This window comes from Agrococcus versicolor, from assembly GCF_039531815.1.
In the GTDB taxonomy this organism is placed as follows: Bacteria; Actinomycetota; Actinomycetes; order Actinomycetales; family Microbacteriaceae; genus Agrococcus; species Agrococcus versicolor.
This window is the reverse complement of sequence record NZ_BAAAQT010000005.1, coordinates 636,151-654,560: the sequence shown is the minus strand read 5'-3', so window position 1 is coordinate 654,560 and position 18,410 is coordinate 636,151. Positions and strand designations below refer to the sequence as shown.

The 18,410-nt window shown below is 74.8% G+C and carries 19 protein-coding genes and 1 riboswitch; of the genes, 4 read left to right on the top strand and 15 right to left on the bottom strand.

Annotated elements, in window-relative coordinates; genetic code table 11:
- Nucleotides 1–2: 2 nt before the first annotated feature.
- From ABD249_RS05950 to ABD249_RS05935, 4 genes are read right to left on the bottom strand one after another with little or no spacing between them, the layout of a single operon-like run.
- Nucleotides 3–479 (bottom strand): nucleoside/nucleotide kinase family protein, encoded by a 477-nt coding sequence (locus ABD249_RS05950; RefSeq protein WP_344341458.1) that lies wholly within the window; start codon nucleotides 477–479, stop codon nucleotides 3–5.
- Nucleotides 476–1,255, bottom strand: coding sequence for an energy-coupling factor transporter transmembrane component T family protein (locus ABD249_RS05945; RefSeq protein WP_344341455.1), 780 nt, complete (start codon nucleotides 1,253–1,255; stop codon nucleotides 476–478). The genes ABD249_RS05950 and ABD249_RS05945 overlap by 4 nt, the downstream gene beginning before the upstream one ends.
- On the bottom strand, nucleotides 1,252–2,697 hold the full coding sequence (locus ABD249_RS05940; protein WP_344341453.1) for an ABC transporter ATP-binding protein: 1,446 nt from the start codon (nucleotides 2,695–2,697) through the stop codon (nucleotides 1,252–1,254). The genes ABD249_RS05945 and ABD249_RS05940 overlap by 4 nt, the downstream gene beginning before the upstream one ends.
- Complete coding sequence (locus ABD249_RS05935) at nucleotides 2,694–3,323, bottom strand: ECF transporter S component (protein ID WP_344341450.1); 630 nt, start codon at nucleotides 3,321–3,323, stop codon at nucleotides 2,694–2,696. Before ABD249_RS05935 ends, ABD249_RS05940 begins: the two co-directional genes overlap by 4 nt.
- 19 nt (nucleotides 3,324–3,342) lie before the next feature.
- A riboswitch (TPP riboswitch) is annotated at nucleotides 3,343–3,451 on the bottom strand.
- Nucleotides 3,452–3,479: 28 nt separating this feature from the next.
- Here ABD249_RS05935 and ABD249_RS05930 point away from each other — a divergent pair.
- From ABD249_RS05930 to ABD249_RS05920, 3 genes are all read left to right on the top strand, one after another.
- Nucleotides 3,480–4,241, top strand: coding sequence for an SGNH/GDSL hydrolase family protein (locus tag ABD249_RS05930; RefSeq protein WP_344341447.1), 762 nt, complete (start codon nucleotides 3,480–3,482; stop codon nucleotides 4,239–4,241).
- 64 nt (nucleotides 4,242–4,305) lie between these two features.
- On the top strand, nucleotides 4,306–4,623 hold the full coding sequence (locus tag ABD249_RS05925; RefSeq protein ID WP_344341443.1) for an ArsR/SmtB family transcription factor: 318 nt from the start codon (nucleotides 4,306–4,308) through the stop codon (nucleotides 4,621–4,623).
- Nucleotides 4,623–5,534 carry a cation diffusion facilitator family transporter gene (locus ABD249_RS05920; protein WP_344341440.1) on the top strand — a complete coding sequence of 304 codons (912 nt, stop codon included), beginning with the start codon at nucleotides 4,623–4,625 and terminating at the stop codon, nucleotides 5,532–5,534. Before ABD249_RS05925 ends, ABD249_RS05920 begins: the two co-directional genes overlap by 1 nt.
- A gap of 13 nt (nucleotides 5,535–5,547) precedes the next feature.
- Here ABD249_RS05920 and ABD249_RS05915 read toward each other — a convergent pair whose 3' ends face one another.
- The 3 genes from ABD249_RS05915 to ABD249_RS05905 form a co-directional block, all read right to left on the bottom strand.
- Nucleotides 5,548–6,792 carry an MFS transporter gene (locus tag ABD249_RS05915; RefSeq protein ID WP_344341437.1) on the bottom strand — a complete coding sequence of 415 codons (1,245 nt, stop codon included), beginning with the start codon at nucleotides 6,790–6,792 and terminating at the stop codon, nucleotides 5,548–5,550.
- 68 nt (nucleotides 6,793–6,860) lie between these two features.
- Nucleotides 6,861–7,703 carry a DUF3097 family protein gene (locus ABD249_RS05910; RefSeq protein WP_344341434.1) on the bottom strand — a complete coding sequence of 281 codons (843 nt, stop codon included), beginning with the start codon at nucleotides 7,701–7,703 and terminating at the stop codon, nucleotides 6,861–6,863.
- A complete protein-coding gene (locus ABD249_RS05905; RefSeq protein ID WP_344341431.1) occupies nucleotides 7,700–8,734 on the bottom strand; it encodes an LLM class F420-dependent oxidoreductase in 1,035 nt (344 codons plus the stop codon). The genes ABD249_RS05910 and ABD249_RS05905 overlap by 4 nt, the downstream gene beginning before the upstream one ends.
- A gap of 57 nt (nucleotides 8,735–8,791) precedes the next feature.
- On the opposite strand from ABD249_RS05905, the gene ABD249_RS05900 reads away from it, so the two are divergent.
- Nucleotides 8,792–9,697 carry an LLM class F420-dependent oxidoreductase gene (locus ABD249_RS05900; protein WP_344341428.1) on the top strand — a complete coding sequence of 302 codons (906 nt, stop codon included), beginning with the start codon at nucleotides 8,792–8,794 and terminating at the stop codon, nucleotides 9,695–9,697.
- A 70-nt stretch (nucleotides 9,698–9,767) separates the two neighbouring features.
- On the opposite strand, the gene ABD249_RS05895 is transcribed toward ABD249_RS05900, so the two are convergent.
- The 8 genes from ABD249_RS05895 to ABD249_RS05860 all read right to left on the bottom strand — a co-directional run bounded on the left by ABD249_RS05895 (nucleotide 9,768) and on the right by ABD249_RS05860 (nucleotide 18,312).
- On the bottom strand, nucleotides 9,768–10,043 hold the full coding sequence (locus ABD249_RS05895; RefSeq protein ID WP_144718482.1) for a GlsB/YeaQ/YmgE family stress response membrane protein: 276 nt from the start codon (nucleotides 10,041–10,043) through the stop codon (nucleotides 9,768–9,770).
- A gap of 176 nt (nucleotides 10,044–10,219) precedes the next feature.
- The gene (gatB, locus tag ABD249_RS05890; protein WP_344341423.1) at nucleotides 10,220–11,734 is read right to left on the bottom strand and encodes an Asp-tRNA(Asn)/Glu-tRNA(Gln) amidotransferase subunit GatB; all 1,515 of its coding nucleotides are present in this window, start codon (nucleotides 11,732–11,734) and stop codon (nucleotides 10,220–10,222) included.
- On the bottom strand, nucleotides 11,731–13,242 hold the full coding sequence (gene gatA, locus ABD249_RS05885; protein WP_344341421.1) for an Asp-tRNA(Asn)/Glu-tRNA(Gln) amidotransferase subunit GatA: 1,512 nt from the start codon (nucleotides 13,240–13,242) through the stop codon (nucleotides 11,731–11,733). Before gatA ends, gatB begins: the two co-directional genes overlap by 4 nt.
- Nucleotides 13,239–13,538, bottom strand: a complete 300-nt coding sequence (gatC, locus tag ABD249_RS05880; RefSeq protein WP_344341419.1) for an Asp-tRNA(Asn)/Glu-tRNA(Gln) amidotransferase subunit GatC — start codon at nucleotides 13,536–13,538, stop codon at nucleotides 13,239–13,241. Before gatC ends, gatA begins: the two co-directional genes overlap by 4 nt.
- Before the next feature lie 81 nt (nucleotides 13,539–13,619).
- Complete coding sequence (locus tag ABD249_RS05875) at nucleotides 13,620–14,663, bottom strand: YdcF family protein (RefSeq protein WP_344341417.1); 1,044 nt, start codon at nucleotides 14,661–14,663, stop codon at nucleotides 13,620–13,622.
- 9 nt (nucleotides 14,664–14,672) lie between these two features.
- Nucleotides 14,673–15,620 (bottom strand): YdcF family protein, encoded by a 948-nt coding sequence (locus ABD249_RS05870; protein ID WP_344341415.1) that lies wholly within the window; start codon nucleotides 15,618–15,620, stop codon nucleotides 14,673–14,675.
- 9 nt (nucleotides 15,621–15,629) lie between these two features.
- A complete protein-coding gene (locus ABD249_RS05865; protein WP_344341413.1) occupies nucleotides 15,630–16,838 on the bottom strand; it encodes a glycerate kinase in 1,209 nt (402 codons plus the stop codon).
- A gap of 10 nt (nucleotides 16,839–16,848) precedes the next feature.
- The gene (locus tag ABD249_RS05860) at nucleotides 16,849–18,312 is read right to left on the bottom strand and encodes an SLC13 family permease (protein ID WP_344341411.1); all 1,464 of its coding nucleotides are present in this window, start codon (nucleotides 18,310–18,312) and stop codon (nucleotides 16,849–16,851) included.
- Nucleotides 18,313–18,410 lie beyond the last annotated feature (98 nt).

Below are 18,410 nucleotides of genomic sequence, written 5' to 3'. Positions count from 1 at the left end.
GATCAGCGGCAGCCGCGCACCTCGGTCGCGAGGTCGCGGGAGCGCTCGCGGGCGTAGAAGGCGTCCTCCTGGGCACGCCATCCCTCCCACCAGTCGTCGGCGCCGTCGCGCGCGAGGGCGCGCGAGCGCCGCGTCGGCTCGTCGCACTCGAGCCAGGTCGCGCGCTCGGCGAGCGGCGCGGAGGCACGCGACAGCGCGCCGCAGCCCTCGAGCACGAGCGCCGAGCCGGCCGGGAGCCGGTGCTCCTCGGCGCGAGCGCCTGCCGCCCAGTCCCATCGCCGCCACACGGCGTCGTCGCCGCGCACGAGCGGGGCGAGGATGCGCTCGAGCGCGTACGCCGAGCCCTCGTCGAGGCCGCCCCAGCCCGGGTAGAGGTCGTCCATGTGCACCACGGTCGCGCCGAGCTCGACGGCGAGCGCCTCGGCGAGCACCGTCTTGCCCGAGCCCGACCTGCCGTCGAGCAGCCAGATCCGGCTCACGTGCCCACCAGCCGGAAGGAACCCGTGGCGATCGACGTGCCGAGCGCCGCGACGACGACGAGCACCGTCGCCCCCAGCAGCACGGCATCCGCCGGCCCGAGCCGCGACGGCCGCGCCCACGTGCGCTCGCCGTGCCCGAAGCCGCGGGCCTCCATGGCGGTCGCGAGCCGTCCGCCGCGACGCACGGCGATGACGAGCATCGTGAACGCCATGCCCGACCAGCGGCGGATGCGCCCACCGTCGCCGAGCCCGCGCGCGCGTCGCGCAGCCGCCAGCGCGTCCCAGTCGTCGCGCAGGACGCCGAACAGCCGGATCCCGGCGAGCGCGGCGAGCACGAAGCGCGCCGGCAGCCGCAGCACCTGCGCGAGCCCATCGCCCAGGCGCGTGGCGTCGATCCCGCCGAGGATCGCGAGGGTCGGCACGCCGATGGCGAGGACGCGCAGCACGATCGCGACGGCGAGCGCGATGGAGTCGTCGCTCACGACCGCGAGCCACACGCGCAGGTGCACGCGGCCGGCGGGCTCGGCGTAGAGCAGCATGCTGACGCCCGAGAGGGGTGCCGCGACGAGCACGGGCCACGTGCGGCGCACGATCGTGCCCGGGCGCACGCCGGCGACGAGCAGCCCGGCGAGGCCGAGGACGAGGGCGACCGACGCGCTCACGACGTCGATCGTCGTCAGCAGCGGCAGCGAGAGCACGACGGCGGCGAGGAACGGCGTGACGGGGTTCACGCGATCCAGCAGCGAGGGGCGCTCGATGGCGCGCGTGGCCATCATGCGGCCTCCAGGCGCAGCACGCGGTCGCCGAGGATGCGCACGACGTCGGCGTCGTGCGTCACCGACAGCAGCGCGGCGCCGTCGGCGACGAGCTCGGCCATGAGCGCGACGAGCTCGCGCCACGTGCGTCGGTCCTGCCCGAACGTGGGCTCGTCGAGCACGACGACGCGCGGGCCGGTCGCGAGCACCGTCGCGACCGACAGCCGGCGCTGCTCGCCGCCGGAGAGCGTGAAGGGGTGCGCCGACGCGAGATGGTCGAGGCGCAGCCGGGTCAGGAGCGCGTCGATGCGCGGTGCGTGCTCTGCGACCGGGATGCCGATCGCGCGCAGGCCGACCCCGATCTCGTCGCGCACGGAGCGAGCGACGAGCTGGTGCTCCGGCTCCTGGAAGACGGTGCCGATGCGCGTGGCGAGCGCGCTCGACCGCCACCGTGCCGGATCGGCGCCCAGCCCGTCGGCGAGCGCGGGCTGCGCCACGAGGTCGCCGCCGAGGCGCGGCAGCAGCGACGCCATCGTCAGCGCGAGGGTCGACTTGCCGGCGCCGTTCGCGCCCGTGACGACCGTGGAGGTGCCTGCGGCGAGCGCGAGGTCGACGGGGGCGCCGACGGGCGACGCGCGACCGACGACGAGGTCGGAGGCGACGAGCAGGCTCGCACCGGGGACGACGAGCGGCCGCTCGACGTCGACGGGATGCCCGGGCACCCACACGCCGCGCTCGGCGAGGTCGTCGCCGTGCCGCGCGAAGACCGCCTCGGCGGGCCCGTCGGCGAGCACGCCGCGACCGGGATCGAGCACGACGACCCGGTCGACGACCGGCAGCCACGTGTCGACGCGGTGCTCGACGACCACGAGCGTCGCGCCCGTCGCCTCGAGCATCCGCACGACGGCGTCGCGGACCTCCACGACCCCGGCCGGGTCGAGGTTCGCGGTCGGCTCGTCGAGCAGCACGAGGCCGGGGCGCATGGCGAGGACGCCCGCGAGCGCGAGGCGCTGCCGTTGGCCTCCCGACAGCGCCGACGTCGAGCGCTCGAGCGCGACGTCGAGCCCCACGGCGTCGAGCGCAGCCCGCACGCGCGGCCAGATCTCCTCGCGGGGCACGCGCAGGTTCTCGCAGCCGAACGCGACGTCGTCGCCGACGCGCGACAGGATCGTGTTCGCCTGCGGATCCTGCAGCACGAGGCCCGACGCGCCGCGCGCGGCGGACGGATGGCGGCCGTCGACGGCGAGCGATCCGGTCTCCTCGCCGTCCTCGGCGTCGCCGAGCACGCCCGCGAGCCCCGCGAGCAGCGTCGACTTGCCGGCACCGGAGGGTCCGAGCAGCAGCACGCGCTCCCCCGGCTCGATCGCGAGGTCGAGGCCGGCGACCGCGGGGCGCGTGCGCGCCGCGTGCCGCCAGCCCCAGCCCCGCGCGGCGATGCCGACGGGACGCACGACGTCCGTCACGTGCGGCGCTGCGCCTCGCGGCCGGCCGCGAAGCGCGAGAGCGCTCCCGTCGCCGCGAGCCCGCGGACGATGAGCCAGCCCAGCAGGCCCGCGAGCACGGCGCCGGAGAGGGCGAGCGTGCCGAGGTAGATGCCGAGGAACTCCGGTCCCTTCGCGAGGTTCGCGGACAGGAAGAGCTCGAGCGTCCACGCCGCGACCGCGGCGCCGACGCCCGACGCCATCGCCGCGACGACGCCGAAGCGGCGGTACAGGAGCACGGCGAAGATCAGCTCCGCGCCCAGTCCCTGGGCGAGCCCGGAGTAGACCGTCTCGATCCCCCACTGGCTGCCGAGCAGCGTCGACACGTTGGCGGCGAGCAGCTCGACGAACAGCGCGGCTCCCGGCTTGCGGATGACGAGGCCGCCGATGACGCCGCCGATGAGCCACGGCCCGACGGCGATGCCGCCGAAGCCCGGCGTGAAGGCGTCGGCGATGCCGAACCAGGCGCCGCCGACGCCGTTCCAGAGCACGAAGAGCAGGCCGCACGCGACGGCGAGCACGGATGCCGTGACGATGTCGACGACGCGCCAGCGCAGCCGCGACGCGGTCGGGGCGCCCGTCGGCGCGTGGGTGGTGGTGGTGGACATGCTGTGCCTCTCGTGAGATGGCACGGGTGAGATCGCTCCCTGCGCCGGCATGACCCGGATCAGGTTCGACGGTCGGAGGCTTCGGCCTCCCTCTCAGCCCGGCGCACCGGACTCCCGTGGTTTCCGACCATCGTAGCCGCGCCGTAGCCTGGAGCGATGCATGCGACGCGCCTCGTGGCCATCGGCGACTCGTTCACCGAGGGGTACGGCGACGATCAGCCGGACGGCACCGTCCGGGGCTGGGCCGACCTCGCGGCCGTCGGCATCGCGACGGCGCAGGGCGAGCCGATCGAGTACGCGAACCTCGCGGTGCGCGGACGACTGCTCGCACCGATCCTCGACGAGCAGCTCGACGCCGCCATCGCCCTGCGGCCGTCGCACCTGTCGATCAACGGCGGCGGCAACGACCTCCTGCGCCCGCGCGTGACGATCGAGTGGGTGAGCGGCCGGCTCGAGCAGGCCGTGCATCGCATCCTCGACGCGGGCATCACGCCCGTGATGGTCTCGGGTGCGAACCCATCGGGCGTCATGGCCGGTGGCGGGCTCATGGGCAGGCGCGGCGACGCGCTGCGAGATGCCGTGCGCGCATGGTCGGTCGACCTCGACGTGCCGTTCGTCGACAACTGGACGGATGCGGAGCTGCAGCACGGCCGGTTCTGGACCGACGACCGCCTGCACCTCAACGCGACGGGCCACGCCCGCGCGGCGACGACCTTCCTGGGAGCCCTCGGCCTCGAGGCGCCGGCCGCGTGGCGCGACCTCGTGCCGCGCACGACCGCCGAGGGTCGCCGCGACGCCGTGTACTACCGCACGCACGTCATGCCGTGGATCGGGCGCAGGCTCACGGGCCGCTCGTCGGGCGACGGTCGCGCACCGAAGCTCGCCGCTCCCGTCCTCGTCGAGCCGCTGCGCGCCTGATGGCGGACCCCGGTCCGTCGAGCGGCGATCGACAGGCATCGGCGCAAGGCGCTATCATCGCCACATGACGATGGATGGGACGCGGGTCGCCACGGTGCTGCACGCCCTCTCGGACCCGGGCCGCATCCGGCTCCTCACGCACCTCATGGAGGGCGAGCACCGCGTGCGCGACCTCACCGAGCACCTGCACCTCGCGCAGTCGACCGTCAGCGCCCACCTCGCGTGCCTGCGCGACTGCGGCCTCGTGACCTCGCGCCCCGAGGGCCGCGCCTCCTGGTACTCCATCGTCGCGTCCGACGAGGTCGCGACGCTCCTCGACGCGGCCACGAGCCTCGCGGCGCGCGTCGACGGCGACGCGACCCACGCGCACGAGGGCGCCTGATGGGCGCCGGGCACGACCACGGGCACGCGCACGGCGCGCTCGCGAGCCGTCGCCGCCTCGCGATCGCCCTCGGCATCACGACGAGCGTGCTCGTCATCCAGGCCGTCGGCGCCATCGTCACGGGCTCGCTGTCGCTGCTCGTCGACACGGGGCACATGCTCACCGACGTCGGTGGCCTGCTGCTGTCGCTCGTCGCCGCGACCCTCGCCCTGCGGCCGCCCACCGCGCGCCGCACGTGGGGCTTCGCGCGAGCAGAGGTGCTGAGCGCCGCCGCCCAGGCGGGCGTGCTGCTCGCGATCGGCCTCCTGGCGCTCGTCGAGGGCATCCGCCGCCTGCTCGACCCGCCGGAGGTCGACGGCGGCGTCATGGTCGTGTTCGGCGTCCTGGGGCTCGTGGCGAACGTCGCGAGCATCCTCGTGCTCGCGAGCGCCCGCACGGCGAACCTCAACCTCCGCGCCGCCTTCCTCGAGGTGGTGAACGACGCCCTCGGGTCGCTCGCCGTCATCGTCTCGGCGATCGTCATCGCGATCACGGGCCTCATGCAGGCCGACGCGATCGCCGCGATGGTCGTCGCCTGCCTCATCGTGCCGCGCGCGTTCGTGCTGCTGCGCGCCTCGAGCCGCATCCTGCTCGAGGAGACGCCCGAGGGCATCGACCTGGCCGCCGTGCGCACCCACATCCTTGAGCTCGACCACGTCGCGGCCGTGCACGACCTGCACGCGTCGCAGATCGCGACGGGCCTGCCCGTGCTCACCGCGCACGTCGTCGTCGACGACGGCTGCTTCCGCGACGGGCACGGCGCCGCGATCCTCGCCGAGGTGCAGACGTGCATCGCCGAGCACTTCGACGTCGAGCACTCGACGATCCAGGTCGAGCCCGTGAGCCACGTCGAGCCGCAGGCGCACGCGTAGCGTCGCCGGGCGGCTAGGCCTCGCGCGCGTCGACCGGATCGCGACGACGCCGCGTCGCGACGATGAACGGGATCGCGAGGGCCTGCAGCACCGACGAGGCGACGATCGTCACGCCGTAGCCCTGCAGGTCGGCCGCACGGCCGAACGCGGGCTGCACGAAGCCGCCGACGCTGCCGAGGAGCGAGTCGAACGACAGCACCGTCGCGCGCTGCTGCGACGGGATGACGGCGTTGAGGTACGCGCGCCGCACGGGCATGAGGGTCGACAGCGCGAGCCCCCATGCGGCGAGCGCCACGACGGCGATCCAGAACGACGTCGTGAGGCCGGCGAGGACGAGCGCGAGCGTCGAGGCGATCAGCGCGACGAGCATGAGCGTCGTGCGCCTGCGGACGACGCGTCGCAGGGGTGCGGCGAGGATGCCGCCGATGATCTGCGCCGCCGCGACGAGCGCCGCGACGATGCCCGCGAGCGCGTACGCCTCGGAGTCGCCGTAGAGCTCGAGCAGGTACGGCTGCGCCGCGTAGAAGACGTAGCCCATCGATCCGCCGACGAACGGCCCCGCGAGCATGAGCCATCGCAGCCGACCGTCGCGCAGGCCGACGTCGATCGAGACGCGCAGCAGGCCGCGCATCGCCTCGCCCGCGCGTTGGCGCACGGGCGCGAAGCCGAGGTCGTGCATCCAGATCGCGGCGATGACGAGGCTCGCGAGGAGCAGCGCCGACCGGAGCACGAACGGCAGCCAGAGGCCGACGAGCTGGGCGAGCACCCCGCCGAGCACCGACCCGGCGAGCATCGCGACGCCCGTCGCGGCCTGCGCCCGCCCGAAGACGCCGTCGAGCTCACCCTCGTAGCCAGCCGACCGGAGCGCGTCGACGACCCAGGCCTCCATCGCTCCGGAGAAGAACGTGTAGCCGAAGCCCAGCAGCACCGATGCCGCGGCCCAGGCCCAGAACTGCGCGTCCCACACCCACAGCAGCACGTACAGGCCCGTCGACGCCGCGAGCACGGCCGAGCCGAGCAGGAACGACAGCCGACGGCCGCGCAGGTCGGCGACGACGCCCGTGGGGATCTCGAACAGCAGCAGGCCGACCGTGTAGAACGCGTTCGCCGCGAACGCCTCGAGGTTCGTGAGTCCCGCATCGAGCAGGAAGATCGTGTTGATCCCCCAGATCATGCTCGTGGCGAGCGTCGTCGACCCGGTCAGCAGCAGGTAGGTCGTCTGGATCGCGCGCGGCGTCGTGGCGGCGGTGCTGGCCATGTGCTCAGCATGCACCCCGCCGGGCCTCTCCTCGTGCCGGGATCCCCCGCACGTGCCCGCAGCAGGGCCTAGGCGGTGACGAAGTCGATGAGCTCCTCGACGCGGCCCAGGAGGGCCGGCTCGAGGTCGTTCCAGTCGCGGACGCGGCTCAGGATGCGCTGCCAGCCGCGTGCGACGTCCGCCTGGTCGTCGTGCGGCAGGCCGAGCCTGCGCAGCGTGCCGCGCTTCCAGTCCTCGTCGCGCGGCACGTCGGGCCAGCGCTCGAGGCCGACGCGTGCGGGCTTCACGGCCTGCCAGACGTCGATGTACGGGTGGCCGACGATGCGCACGAAGCGCGCGTGCGGACCGCGCTCGACCTCGGCGGCGATGCGCGACTCCTTCGAGCCGGGCACGAGGTGGTCGACGAGGATGCCGAGCCTGCGCTCGGCGCTCGGCCGGTGGGCGGCGACGAGGCCCGCGAGGTCGTCGATGCCGCCGAGCGGCTCGACCGCGACGCCCTCGACGCGCAGGTCGTGCCCCCAGACCCGCTCGACGAGCTCGGCGTCGTGCGTGCCCTCGACGAGGATGCGGCTCGGCAGCGCGACGCGCGCGCGATGGTCGACGACGGCCCGTGAGCCCGATGCCGTCCTCGTGGGCGCCTGCGCGGCCTCCGCACGCGGCTTCGCGAGCTCGACGGGCTCGCCGTCGACGAGGAATCCGGCGCCGAGCGGGAACAGCCGCACCCGGCCGCGGCGATCCTCGAGCCGCACGTGCCCGACCTCGATGCCGACGACAGCGCCGACGAAGCCGTCGAGCGTCTCGACGACGAGGTCGCGCGTCGCTCCGACGACGCGGGCGGGCCGCGGCGCACGGGCCGCCTTCGCCTCGGCGGAGAGGACGTCGCCGCCCCAGTCGCCCCAGTCGTGCCTCACGAGCGCAGCTCGGCGACCGCCTCGAGCGCCGCGACGTCGCCCTGCACGAGCATGCGCGTCACGACGGTCGACTCCCAGCGCTGCAGGTCGTCGCGCAGCTTCGCCATCGGACCGACGAGGCCGATCTCCTCGACGAGCCGCGTCGGCACGGCGGCGATGGCGCCCGCCCTGTCGCCGGCGAGGTACAGCTCCTGGATGCGATCGCACTCGGCCTCGTACCCGAGGCGCGCGACGGCGTCGAGATGGAAGTTCTGCCCCTTCGCGCCCATCCCGCCCACGTAGAGCGCGATCATGGGCCGCACCTGGTCGGCGGCGCGCTCGACGTCGTCGTCGACGACGACGGGCACCGGCAGCGACACCTCGAAGGCATCGGCGGGCGGCAGCGCCGGATCGCGCCGCGCGAACCCCTCCGCGAGGTTGGCGCGCGCCTCGGCGTCGAGCGCGGGCGAGAGCAGGAACGGCAGCCAGCCGTCGGCGATCTCGGCGGCGAGCGCCGTGTTCCGCGGACCCTCGGCGGCGAGGTGGATGGGCAGGTGCGGCCTCGCGGGGTGCAGCGTCGAGCGCAGCGGCTTGCCGAGCCCCGTCGTGCCCTCGCCCGTGCGCGGCAGCGGCAGCTGCGGCCCGGGCGCCGACACCGGCTCCTCGCGGGCCATGATGCTGCGGAGGATCGCGACGTACTCGCGCGTGCGGGCGAGCGGCCGCGGATACGGCTGCCCGTACCAGCCCTCGACGACCTGGGGCCCCGAGGCGCCGATGCCGAGGATGACGCGGCCGCCCGACAGGTGATCGAGCGTCATCGCCGCCATGGCCGTCGCGGCCGGCGTGCGGGCGGACAGCTGCGCGATGCCCGTCGCGAGGCGGATGGTCGACGTGCCGGCGCCCCACCACGCGAGCGGCGTGAACGCATCCGAGCCGTACGCCTCCGCCGTCCACACCGAGTCGAATCCGAGCCGCTCGGCGGCCTGGATCGTCTCGAGCGCCTGCGGGGGCGGGCCCTGCCGCCAGTACCCGAGCGAGTAGCCGAACTCCATGGCCCCAGCGTACGGGCGCCAGGTGCCGCCGACGCGGGGCGCGCCTAGGCTCGAGGGATGACCCTCCGCATCTTCACCGAGCCCCAGCAGGGCGCCTCCTACGACGAGCTGCTCGCGATGGCGCTGCGTGCCGAGTCCGCCGGCTTCGACGCGTTCTTCCGCTCCGACCACTACCTGCGGATGGGCGACGGCGACCCCGGCCACGGCCCGACCGACGCGTGGACGTCGCTCGCGGGCCTCGCGCGCGACACGTCGACCATCCGCCTCGGCACGCTCGTGTCGTCGGTCACCTACCGACTCCCCGGCGTGCTCGCGATCCAGGTCGCCAACGTCGACGCGATGTCGGGCGGCCGCGTCGAGCTCGGCCTCGGCACCGGCTGGTTCGAGCAGGAGCACGCCGCCTACGGCATCCCCTTCCCGAAGCGCCGCTTCGACCTGCTCGAGGAGCAGCTCGCCGTCGTGACGGGGCTGTGGGAGACGCCGGCGGGCGAGACGTTCTCGCACGAGGGCGAGCACTACCGCCTCGTCGACTCCCCCGCGCTCCCGAAGCCCGTGCAGTCGCCCGTGCCCGTGCTCGTCGGCGGGCACGGTGCGAGGCGGACGCCCGCGATCGCCGCCCGGTACGCGACGGAGTTCAACATCCCGTTCCCCGAGCTCGGCGACGTCGAGGCGACGTTCGGTCGCGTGCGCGACGCCGTCGCGGAGTCGGGTCGCACGGCGCCCATGACGTACTCGGTGGCGCTCGTCGCGTGCGTCGGCGCGACCGAGGAGGCGTTCGTGCGCCGCGCGGCCGCCATCGGCCGCGAGCCCGCCGAGCTGCGCGAGCACGGCATCGCCGGCACGCCCGCCGAGGCCGCCGATCGCCTCGCGCAGGTGCGGGCGATGGGCGCCGAGCGCGTCTACCTGCAGTGCCTCGACATCACGGACCTCGACCACGTCGACGAGCTCGCCGCCCTCGCCTGAGCGCCGACGCGCGCCGCGAGCACGACGAAGGGGGCCGACCGTGACGGTCGACCCCCTTCGAGACGTTCGATCAGGCGCGGGTCTTGCCGCGGCTGCCTCGCGTGATGAGGCCGTAGATCAGCAGCACGATGATCGCGCCACCGATGGCCAGCAGCCACGTGGTGATGTCGAAGAAGCCCTCGAGGCCCACGCCGAAGACGGCAGAGCCGATGAAGCCTCCGAGGAGCGCTCCGACCACGCCGAGCACGAGGGTGATGATCCAGCCGCCACCCTGCTTGCCCGGGAGGATCAGCTTTGCGATTGCGCCGGCGACGAGGCCGAGGACGATCCATCCGATGATGCCCATTGGTGCGTTCCTTCCGTTCTTGGCAGGGCCTGTAGGCCCCGCGAAAGCAACACTGACACCTAGGAGATCCCTAGGACGATCTGGGCCGAGCCCCTTGACGATCGTGAGAAAAGGTGATTCGTCGCCGTCGTCGGCTCGGATGGGATCCGACTCGCGTGTCGGATCCCGACCGATCCTCAGGGCTGTGCGGCGCGCTCCAGCACGATCTCGCGGACGCGTGCGGCGTCCGCCTGACCGCGCATCGCCTTCATGACGGCGCCGATGACGGCACCGGCGGCCTGCACCTTGCCGTCGCGGATCCTCGCGAGCACGTCGGGCTGGGCGGCGAGCGCCTCGTCGACGGCGGCGACGAGCGCCGACTCGTCGGTCACGACCTGCAGCCCGCGGGCCTCGACGACCTCGGACGGGCTGCCCTCGCCCGCGACGACGCCCTCGAGCGCCTGGCGCGCGAGCCGGTCGGTGAGCGTGCCGCCGTCGACCAGCAGCTGCAGCTCGGCGACGTGCGCGGGCGACACGAGCGAGGCGGCGTCGACGCCGCGCTCGTTCGCGACGCGCGCGATCTCGCCCGTCCACCACTTGCGAGCGGATGCCGGGCTCGCGCCGGCGTCGACCGTCGCCTCGATCGTCGCGAGGAGGCCCGCGTTCACGACGTCCTGCAGCTCGAGGTCGGTGAAGCCCCACTCGCCCTGCAGGCGGCGCTTGCGCACGCCGGGCTGCTCGGGCAGCGCCGCACGCAGCTCCTCGACGAGCTCGCGCGTCGGCTGCACGGGCAGCAGGTCGGGCTCGGGGAAGTACCGGTAGTCGTCGGCATCGGACTTCGGACGGCCCGGGCTCGTCGTGCCCGTGTCCTCGTGCCAGTGCCGCGTCTCCTGCGTGATCGTGCCGCCATCGGCGAGGATCGCCGCCTGCCGCTGGATCTCGTAGCGCACGGCGCGCTCGACCGAGCGCATCGAGTTGACGTTCTTCGTCTCGGTGCGCGTGCCGAGGCGCTCCTGGCCGCGCGGCCGCAGCGAGACGTTGGCGTCGCAGCGGAGGTTGCCGCGCTCCATGCGCGCCTCCGAGATGCCGAGGGACAGCACGATGTCGCGGACGGCCGCGACGTAGGCGCGGGCGATCTCGGGCGCGGCGTGCTCGGCGCCGATGATCGGCTTCGTCACGATCTCCACGAGCGGCACGCCGGCGCGGTTGTAGTCGACGAGCGACGAGGACGCGCCCTGGATGCGCCCCGTGGAGCCGCCGACGTGCGTGAGCTTGCCCGCGTCCTCCTCCATGTGCGCCCGCTCGATCGGGATGTCGAGGAGCGTGCCGTCGGCCAGCTGCACCTCGACGGAGCCCTCGAAGGCGATGGGCTCGTCGTACTGCGAGATCTGGTAGTTCTTCGGCGTGTCCGGGTAGTAGTAGTTCTTCCTGGCGAAGCGGCTCGACTCCGCGATCTCGCAGCCGAGCGCGAGGCCGAGCGAGATCGAGTAGCGGATGGCCGTCTCGTTCACGACGGGCAGGCTGCCGGGCAGCCCGAGGCTCAGCGGGTCGACGAGCGTGTTCGGCGGTGCGTCGTGATGGTCCGGGTGCGCCGGATTCGGCGCGGCCGAGAACATCTTCGTGCGCGTGCCGAGCTCGACGTGCACCTCGAACCCGAGCACGGGCTCGTAGCGCTCGAGGGCCTCGTCGAAGTCCATGAGGCGGTCCTTCATCGTGCGACCTCCGTCAGCGTCGGTGCCTGGTGGGCGAGGATGCCGCCCCACTGCTCGGCGAGCAGCGCCTCGATCGTCGCGCCTGCGCGGTAGAGCCGCGCGTCCTCGAAGAGCGGCGCGAGCAGCTGGAGGCCGACGGGCAGGCCGTCGTCGCCGAGCCCCATGGGGATCGACATGCCGGGGATGCCCGCGAGGTTCGCCGGGATGGTCGTGACGTCGTTCGCGTACATCGCGAGCGGGTCGTCGATCTTCTCGCCGAACCGGAAGGCCGTCGTGGGCGCCGACGGGCTCACGAGCACGTCCGCCTGCGCGAACGCGGCGTCGAAGTCGCGCTGCACGAGCGTGCGCACCTGCTGGGCCGAGCCGTAGTAGGCGTCGTAGTACCCGGCGCTCAGCGCGTACGTGCCGAGGATGATGCGGCGCTTGACCTCGGGACCGAAGCCCGCCTCGCGCGTGGCGGCCATGACGTCCTCGACCGTCTGGCCCGGGCGCTCGACGCGCATGCCGAAGCGCACGGAGTCGAAGCGGGCGAGGTTGGAGGAGGCCTCCGCGGGGAGGATGAGATAGTAGGCGGCGACGGCGTGCTCGACGCTCGGCATCGACACCTCGACGACCTCGCCGCCCGCCGACTCGATGACGCGCACGGTCTCGTGGAAGCGCGCCGCGACGTCGGGGGCGATGCCCTCGGCGTCGAGCTCGCGGATGACGCCGACGCGCAGGCCGGCGAGCGACCCGGTCGCGGCGCCCTCGCGGGCGGCGGCGGCGAACGACGGCCAGTCGCGGTCGAGCGACGTGGAGTCGTGCGGGTCGTGCCCGCCGATGACGTCGTGCACGAGGGCCGAGTCGAGCACGGTGCGCGAGACGGGGCCCACCTGGTCGAGGCTCGACGCGAGCGAGATCGCGCCGTAGCGGCTGACGCCGCCGTACGTGGGCTTCACGCCGACGCTGCCGGTGACGGCGGCCGGCTGACGGATCGACCCGCCCGTGTCGCTGCCGAGCGCGAACGGCGCCTCGAAGGCGGCGACCGCTGCGGCCGACCCGCCGCCCGAGCCGCCGGGGATGCGATCGAGCGCCCACGGGTTGCGCGTCGGGCCGTACGCGGAGTGCTCGGTCGACGAGCCCATCGCGAACTCGTCCATGTTCGTCTTGCCGAGCGCGACGAGGCCGGCGGCCTTGAGGCGCGCCACGGGCGTCGCGTCGTACGGCGGCACCCAGCCCTCGAGGATGCGCGAGCCCGACGTCGACGGCATGCCGATGGTGCAGAGGACGTCCTTGATCGCGACCGGTGCGCCCGCGAGCTCGTGGAGCGGCTCGCCCGCGGCGCGGCGCTCGTCGATGCGACGCGCCTCGTCGAGCGCGCCGGCGTTGACGTGGAGGAACGCGTGCAGCTCGCCGTCGACGGCGGCGATGCGGTCGAGGTGGGCCTGCGTGGCCTCGACGCTCGAGACCTCGCCGGAGCGCAGCAGGCCCGCGAGGGCGGCGCCGTCGAGGCGCGTGAGGTCGCTCACTGCTCCTCCCCCAGGATCGCCGAGACGCGGAAGCGCTCGCCGTCGTGGTCGGGGGCGCCGGAGAGCGCCTGCTCGAGCGTGAGGGTCTCGCCCTCGACGTCCGGGCGGGTCACGTTCGCGAGCGGCACGGGGTGGCTCGTCGCAGGCACGTCGGGACCGACGACCTCCGAGATCGTGGCGATGGCGTCGACGATCGCCGAGAGCTCGGTCGCGAGGCTCGCGACCTCCTCGTCGGTGAGGGCGATGCGGGCGAGTCGGCCGAGGTGCTCGACCTGCTCGCGAGTGATGTCGGACATGCGTCTCCCATGCGTCTCGAGAGGGAATGCGTCCATCCTAGGGATGCGTCGACGGGCCGACCCGCGCATCCCCACCGACCGTCAGCCCGCGAGCACGCGCCCGAGTGCGAGGGCGACGACGGCCACGAGCGGCAGCGTCGCCACGGCGACGAGGGCGGCGTGCACGCGCAGGTGGTCGCGCAGCAGCGCGACGTACTCGCGCAGCAGCGCGCTCGGCAGGTAGTAGCGGGCGGTGCGCGCGCCGAGCGCGTGGCCGCGGATGCCGAGCGCCCGCAGGAGCGTCGCGGCGCGGAAGGCGTGGTAGTCGCTCGTCACGACGGTCACCGGCCCCTGCAGCCCTCGCTCGTCGAGGATCGCGCGCGACAGGCGCAGGTTCTCCTCCGTCGTCGTCGACGCGTCCTCGAGCACGAGCCGATCGGCGGCGACGCCGAGCGACGCGGCATGCTCGGCCATCGCCGCCGCCTCGCTGCGGGGCTCGTCCGGCCCCTGGCCGCCCGAGAGCACGAGCAGCGTCCGGCGATCCTCCTGCGCGAGCGCGACGCCACGGGCGACGCGGGCGGCGAGCAGCGGCGAGACGCGGCCGTCGACGAGCCCCGCGCCCAGCACGACGACCGCCGCCGCGACCGGAGCCCGCGCGGCGATGCGCGCGTACGCGAGCGACCACGCGAGGTACGCGACGAGCACGACGCCCAGGTAGCCGACGGGCGCCGCGAGCAGGAGCACGACGATGGCGACCCAGGCGAGCTCGCCCGCGATCGTCACGGCGCCGAGCGCGTAGAGCGCGACGACCGCGACCCCGGCGGCGAGCGACAGCGCGTTGGCGATCGAGCGTCGCTCGCGCCGGAGCATGAGCAGGCCGTTCGCGACGAGCGCGAGGCCGAGCACGAGCCCGGCGAGCGTCGGGACGCCGACGAGCAGGAGCACCTGCCCGAGCACGCGGGCGCGATCGTCGACGCCGAGCAGGAGGCCGACGTCCTCGAGCCCGTCGACGAGCGATGACGCGAGGAGCGACAGGAGCGACGTCGCGGCGAGGGTGAGGAGCACCCCGGGGGCCAGGCGACGCGGGTCGCGGACGGCCAGCACGATCCCGACGATCGCGAGGGCGAGCGTCAGCGGTCCGGGCACCACCCGATCCTAGGGACCGGTCGCGACGCCGCCGACGAGCGCGGCCACGCGTGCGACGCCGAGCAGCGTCGTGCCGACGACGAGGAGCGCGAGGACGATGCCGGTCCCGCGCGCCGGTCGCACGGTCGCGGCGAGCTCGCGCACGAGGGCGCCCGGCCGGTAGACGGGGCTCGACCACGAGCCGAGCGCGTCGCCGTGGATGCGGAGCCGCGCGAGCAGCGTGCGCGTGCGGGGCACGTGGTACTCGCTCGTGACCACGAGCCACGGCTCGGCGGCGCCGAGGGCGCGCGTGAGAAGCAGGTTCTCCTCCGTCGAGGTCGACCCGTCCTCGAGGTCGATGGCGGCAGCAGGCACGCCGCACGCCTCCACGAGGTGCTCGGCCATCGCCGCGGCCTCGCTGCGCGGCTCGTCGTGCCCCTGCCCGCCGGACACGACGATCCGCACCCCCGCGTCGCCCTGCGCGTGCCATGCCGTCGCGGCGCGCTCGACGCGGCGCCGCAGCAGCGGGCCGACGTGCCTGCCCTGCAGCGCTCCCCCGAGCACGACGATCGTGCGAGGCGCGACGCCCGGCGCGAGGGGCCGCGACGTCGCGGCGTGCAGCACGTAGGCGGCGAAGGCGAGCCCGACGACCCAGGCGGGCCAGCAGCAGTGCAGCAGCGCCGTCGCGAGGATCGGCTGCGTCGGCGCGAGCGCCACCGCGACGACGACGACGGCGGCGGCCGCCAGCCCCACGAGCGCGATCGCGAGGTCGTGCCGCTTGACGCGCTGCATCCGTCGCATCGCGACCGCGTGCGCGGCGCCGGCGAGCCCGAGGGTCGGCACGGTCGCGAGCGCCGCGATCCACACGAGCGCGTCGACGACGCCGCCTGCCCCGTCGCGGATGCCGAGCAGCACCGCGAGGGCGACGACGGCGAGTGCGACGACGACGCCCCAGACCTCGAAGCGTCGCGCCAGCACGGTGGCAGCCTACGCGGCGGCGGCGTGCACCTCGTCGGCGTGCGCGGCGAGCACCGGAGCGAGCGAGGCGCCCACGAGCATGGTGCGCAGGGCGCGCTCGGCACCGTCGGCGACGAGCTCGGCGCCGCGCTCGCACGCCTCGGCGAGGTCCATGGGGGCCGGCAGGATGCCCTGCACGGCGTCGATGCCGATCGCGTGGACGCAGTCGGCGTCGGCGCCGATGGTGCCGGCGAGGGCCAGCACCGGCACGCCGGCGTCCATCGCACGCCTGGCGACCTCGGCGGGCACCTTGCCGCGCGGGGTCTGCGCGTCGATCGATCCCTCGGCGGTGATGACGAGGTCCGCATCCGCCATCGCACCGTCGAGGTCGACCTGGTCGAGGAGCACGTCGAACCGGGGTCGCAGCGTCGCGCCGATCGCCGCGAGGCCGGCGCCGAGACCGCCCGAGGCGCCGGTGCCGAGGCCGCGCCGCAGGTCGAGGCTCGCGGCCCCCGGCACGTCGCGCTCGATCGTGCGCGCCCAGTGGGCCAGCGCCTTCGCGAGCCGCTCCACCTGCTTGGGGGTCGCGCCCTTCTGCGGGCCGAAGACGCGTGCGACGCCGCGCGGACCCGTCAGCACGTTCGTCGGGTTGCAGGCGACGGTGATGCCGACGTCGGCGATGCGCGGGTCGAGGCCGGAGACGTCGATGCGGTCGAGGTCGCGGAGGGCGCGTGCACCGTGGCCGATCTCGCGCCCGCGTGCGTCGAGGAGGCGGGCGCCGAGGGCCTGGAGCGCGCCCGCGCCGCCGTCCGACGTGCCCGAGTCGCCGCAGCCGACGAGGATGCGCGTCGCGCCCTCGTCGAGCGCGGCGAGGATGAGCTCGCCGACGCCGTGCGTCGTCGTGCGCAGCGGGTTGCGGCGGTCGCGCGGCACGAGCCGCAGTCCGGCGGCGGCGGCCATCTCGACCACGGCCGTCGTGCCGTCGCCGAGGATGCCGAGGTGGCTCTCGATCGGCTCGCCGACGGGTCCGACGACCGTGCGGCGCACGATGCGTCCGCCGGTCGCGGCGACGAGCGCCGCGGCCGTCCCCTCGCCGCCGTCGACGAGCGGCACGCAGCGCACGTCCGCGTGCGGCAGCACGCGGCGCACGCCCTCGGCGATCGCCTCGGCGACGACGTCGGCGTCGAGCGACTCCTTGAAGCCGCTCGGGGCGACGAGCACGGTGGGTTCGGTGCGCATGGGATCTCCTTCATCGGGTGCCGCGCAGCGGCGGCGTGGTCGGGGTCTCGAGGGGCACGCCGAGGGCGGGCCAGAGCCAGGCGGCGGCGAGCAGCGTGATGCCGACGACGAGCGGGCCGGTCGCGGCGGCGAGCGCGAGCAGCGACGCGCGGTCGAAGGTCGCGATGCCGGGCACCGCCGCGAACATCGCGACGGGCTTCGCCGACGACGTGAGGGTGAGGCAGAAGCCCGCCGCGGCCGTCGATGCGAGCGCGGCCGACACGGGGTTGATGCCCGCGCCGAGCGCGACGACGAGCACGATGGGCAGCAGCACCGTCGCGCGGGCCGTGCGCGACTGCACGACGAGGTGCGCTGCTGCCGACGCCACGACGATCGCCGTGAGGACGACGGCTGGGTGCGCCCCGGCGAGCGCGCCGAGCGAGGCCGACGCGATGCGGTCGGCGGCGCCGCTCGTGACGAGGGCCGTGCCGAGCGCGAGCGTGGCGGCGAGGAAGACGAGCAGCGTCCACGGCACGGCCGCGAAGGCGTGCTTCGGCGTCGTCGAGCCGACGACGGGCAGGACGGTCGCGACCCCCGCGGCGATCGCGACGAGCGCGGGGTGGATGCCGTGCAGCGGCTCCGTGAGCCACAGCGCGATCGTGAGGGCGAGCAGGGCGAGCGCCCTCGCGGCCGCAGGCGATCGGCGCTCGGCCGGGTGGGCATCCCGGACCGCGTTCGCGACGCCGGCGACGTCGATCGCGCGCTGCGCACGGGAGAGCCAGCCGAGCAGCACGAGCTCGGTCGTCGCGACGCAGGTGAGGACGGCGACCGGTGCGCCGAGCAGGAGCCACCACAGGAACGAGATCGTCGTGCCCGTCGCAGCCTCGACGAGGCTCGCGGCGACGAGGTGGGCGCCGGCACCGAGGATCGAGGCGAACGCCGACAGCAGGATCACGGCGGGGAACAGCAGCGACAGCGCGCGCTGATGCGCGGTCGGCAGCGCGGAGGCGATGGTGCGGAACACCGGCATGGCGAGCGCGGCGCGGCCGCTCGTCGCGGGCACGGCGAACGTCGTGAGGATGAGCGCGAGCGTCGTGCGGTGCCACAGGCCCCGCACCGAGCGCGACCGCCCGATCAGCGCGATCGCGGCGCGCTCGGCGACGCCGGAGGCGGACAGCCCGGCGGCGAGCATGCACGAGCCGACGAGGAGCCAGATGGTCGGATCGCCGAGCGAGCCGAAGAGCGCGTCGGCCGGGACGGCGCCGGCGACGGCGAGCGCGACGATCGCGGCGAGCGCGACGACGGCGTCGTCGACGCGCGTCGCGACCCACGCGACGGTCGCGGCGGCGATGGCGGCGACGACGAGCCGCTGGTCGCGCTCCCAGCCCGTCGTCGCGACGAGGGCCGCGATGGCGGCGGCGGCGATCGCCAGCGCGCGCACGCCGCGCACGGCGACGACGCGTGCGGCGGGTGCGGCGGCGGCGATCGAGGTCATGCGCTCCACGGTCGTCCGCGCGGGCGAGACCCTCGTGAGCCGTCGATGAGGGAAGTCTCATGATCGGCTCGGCGCGCCCGCGCGGCCGAGCGACTTGC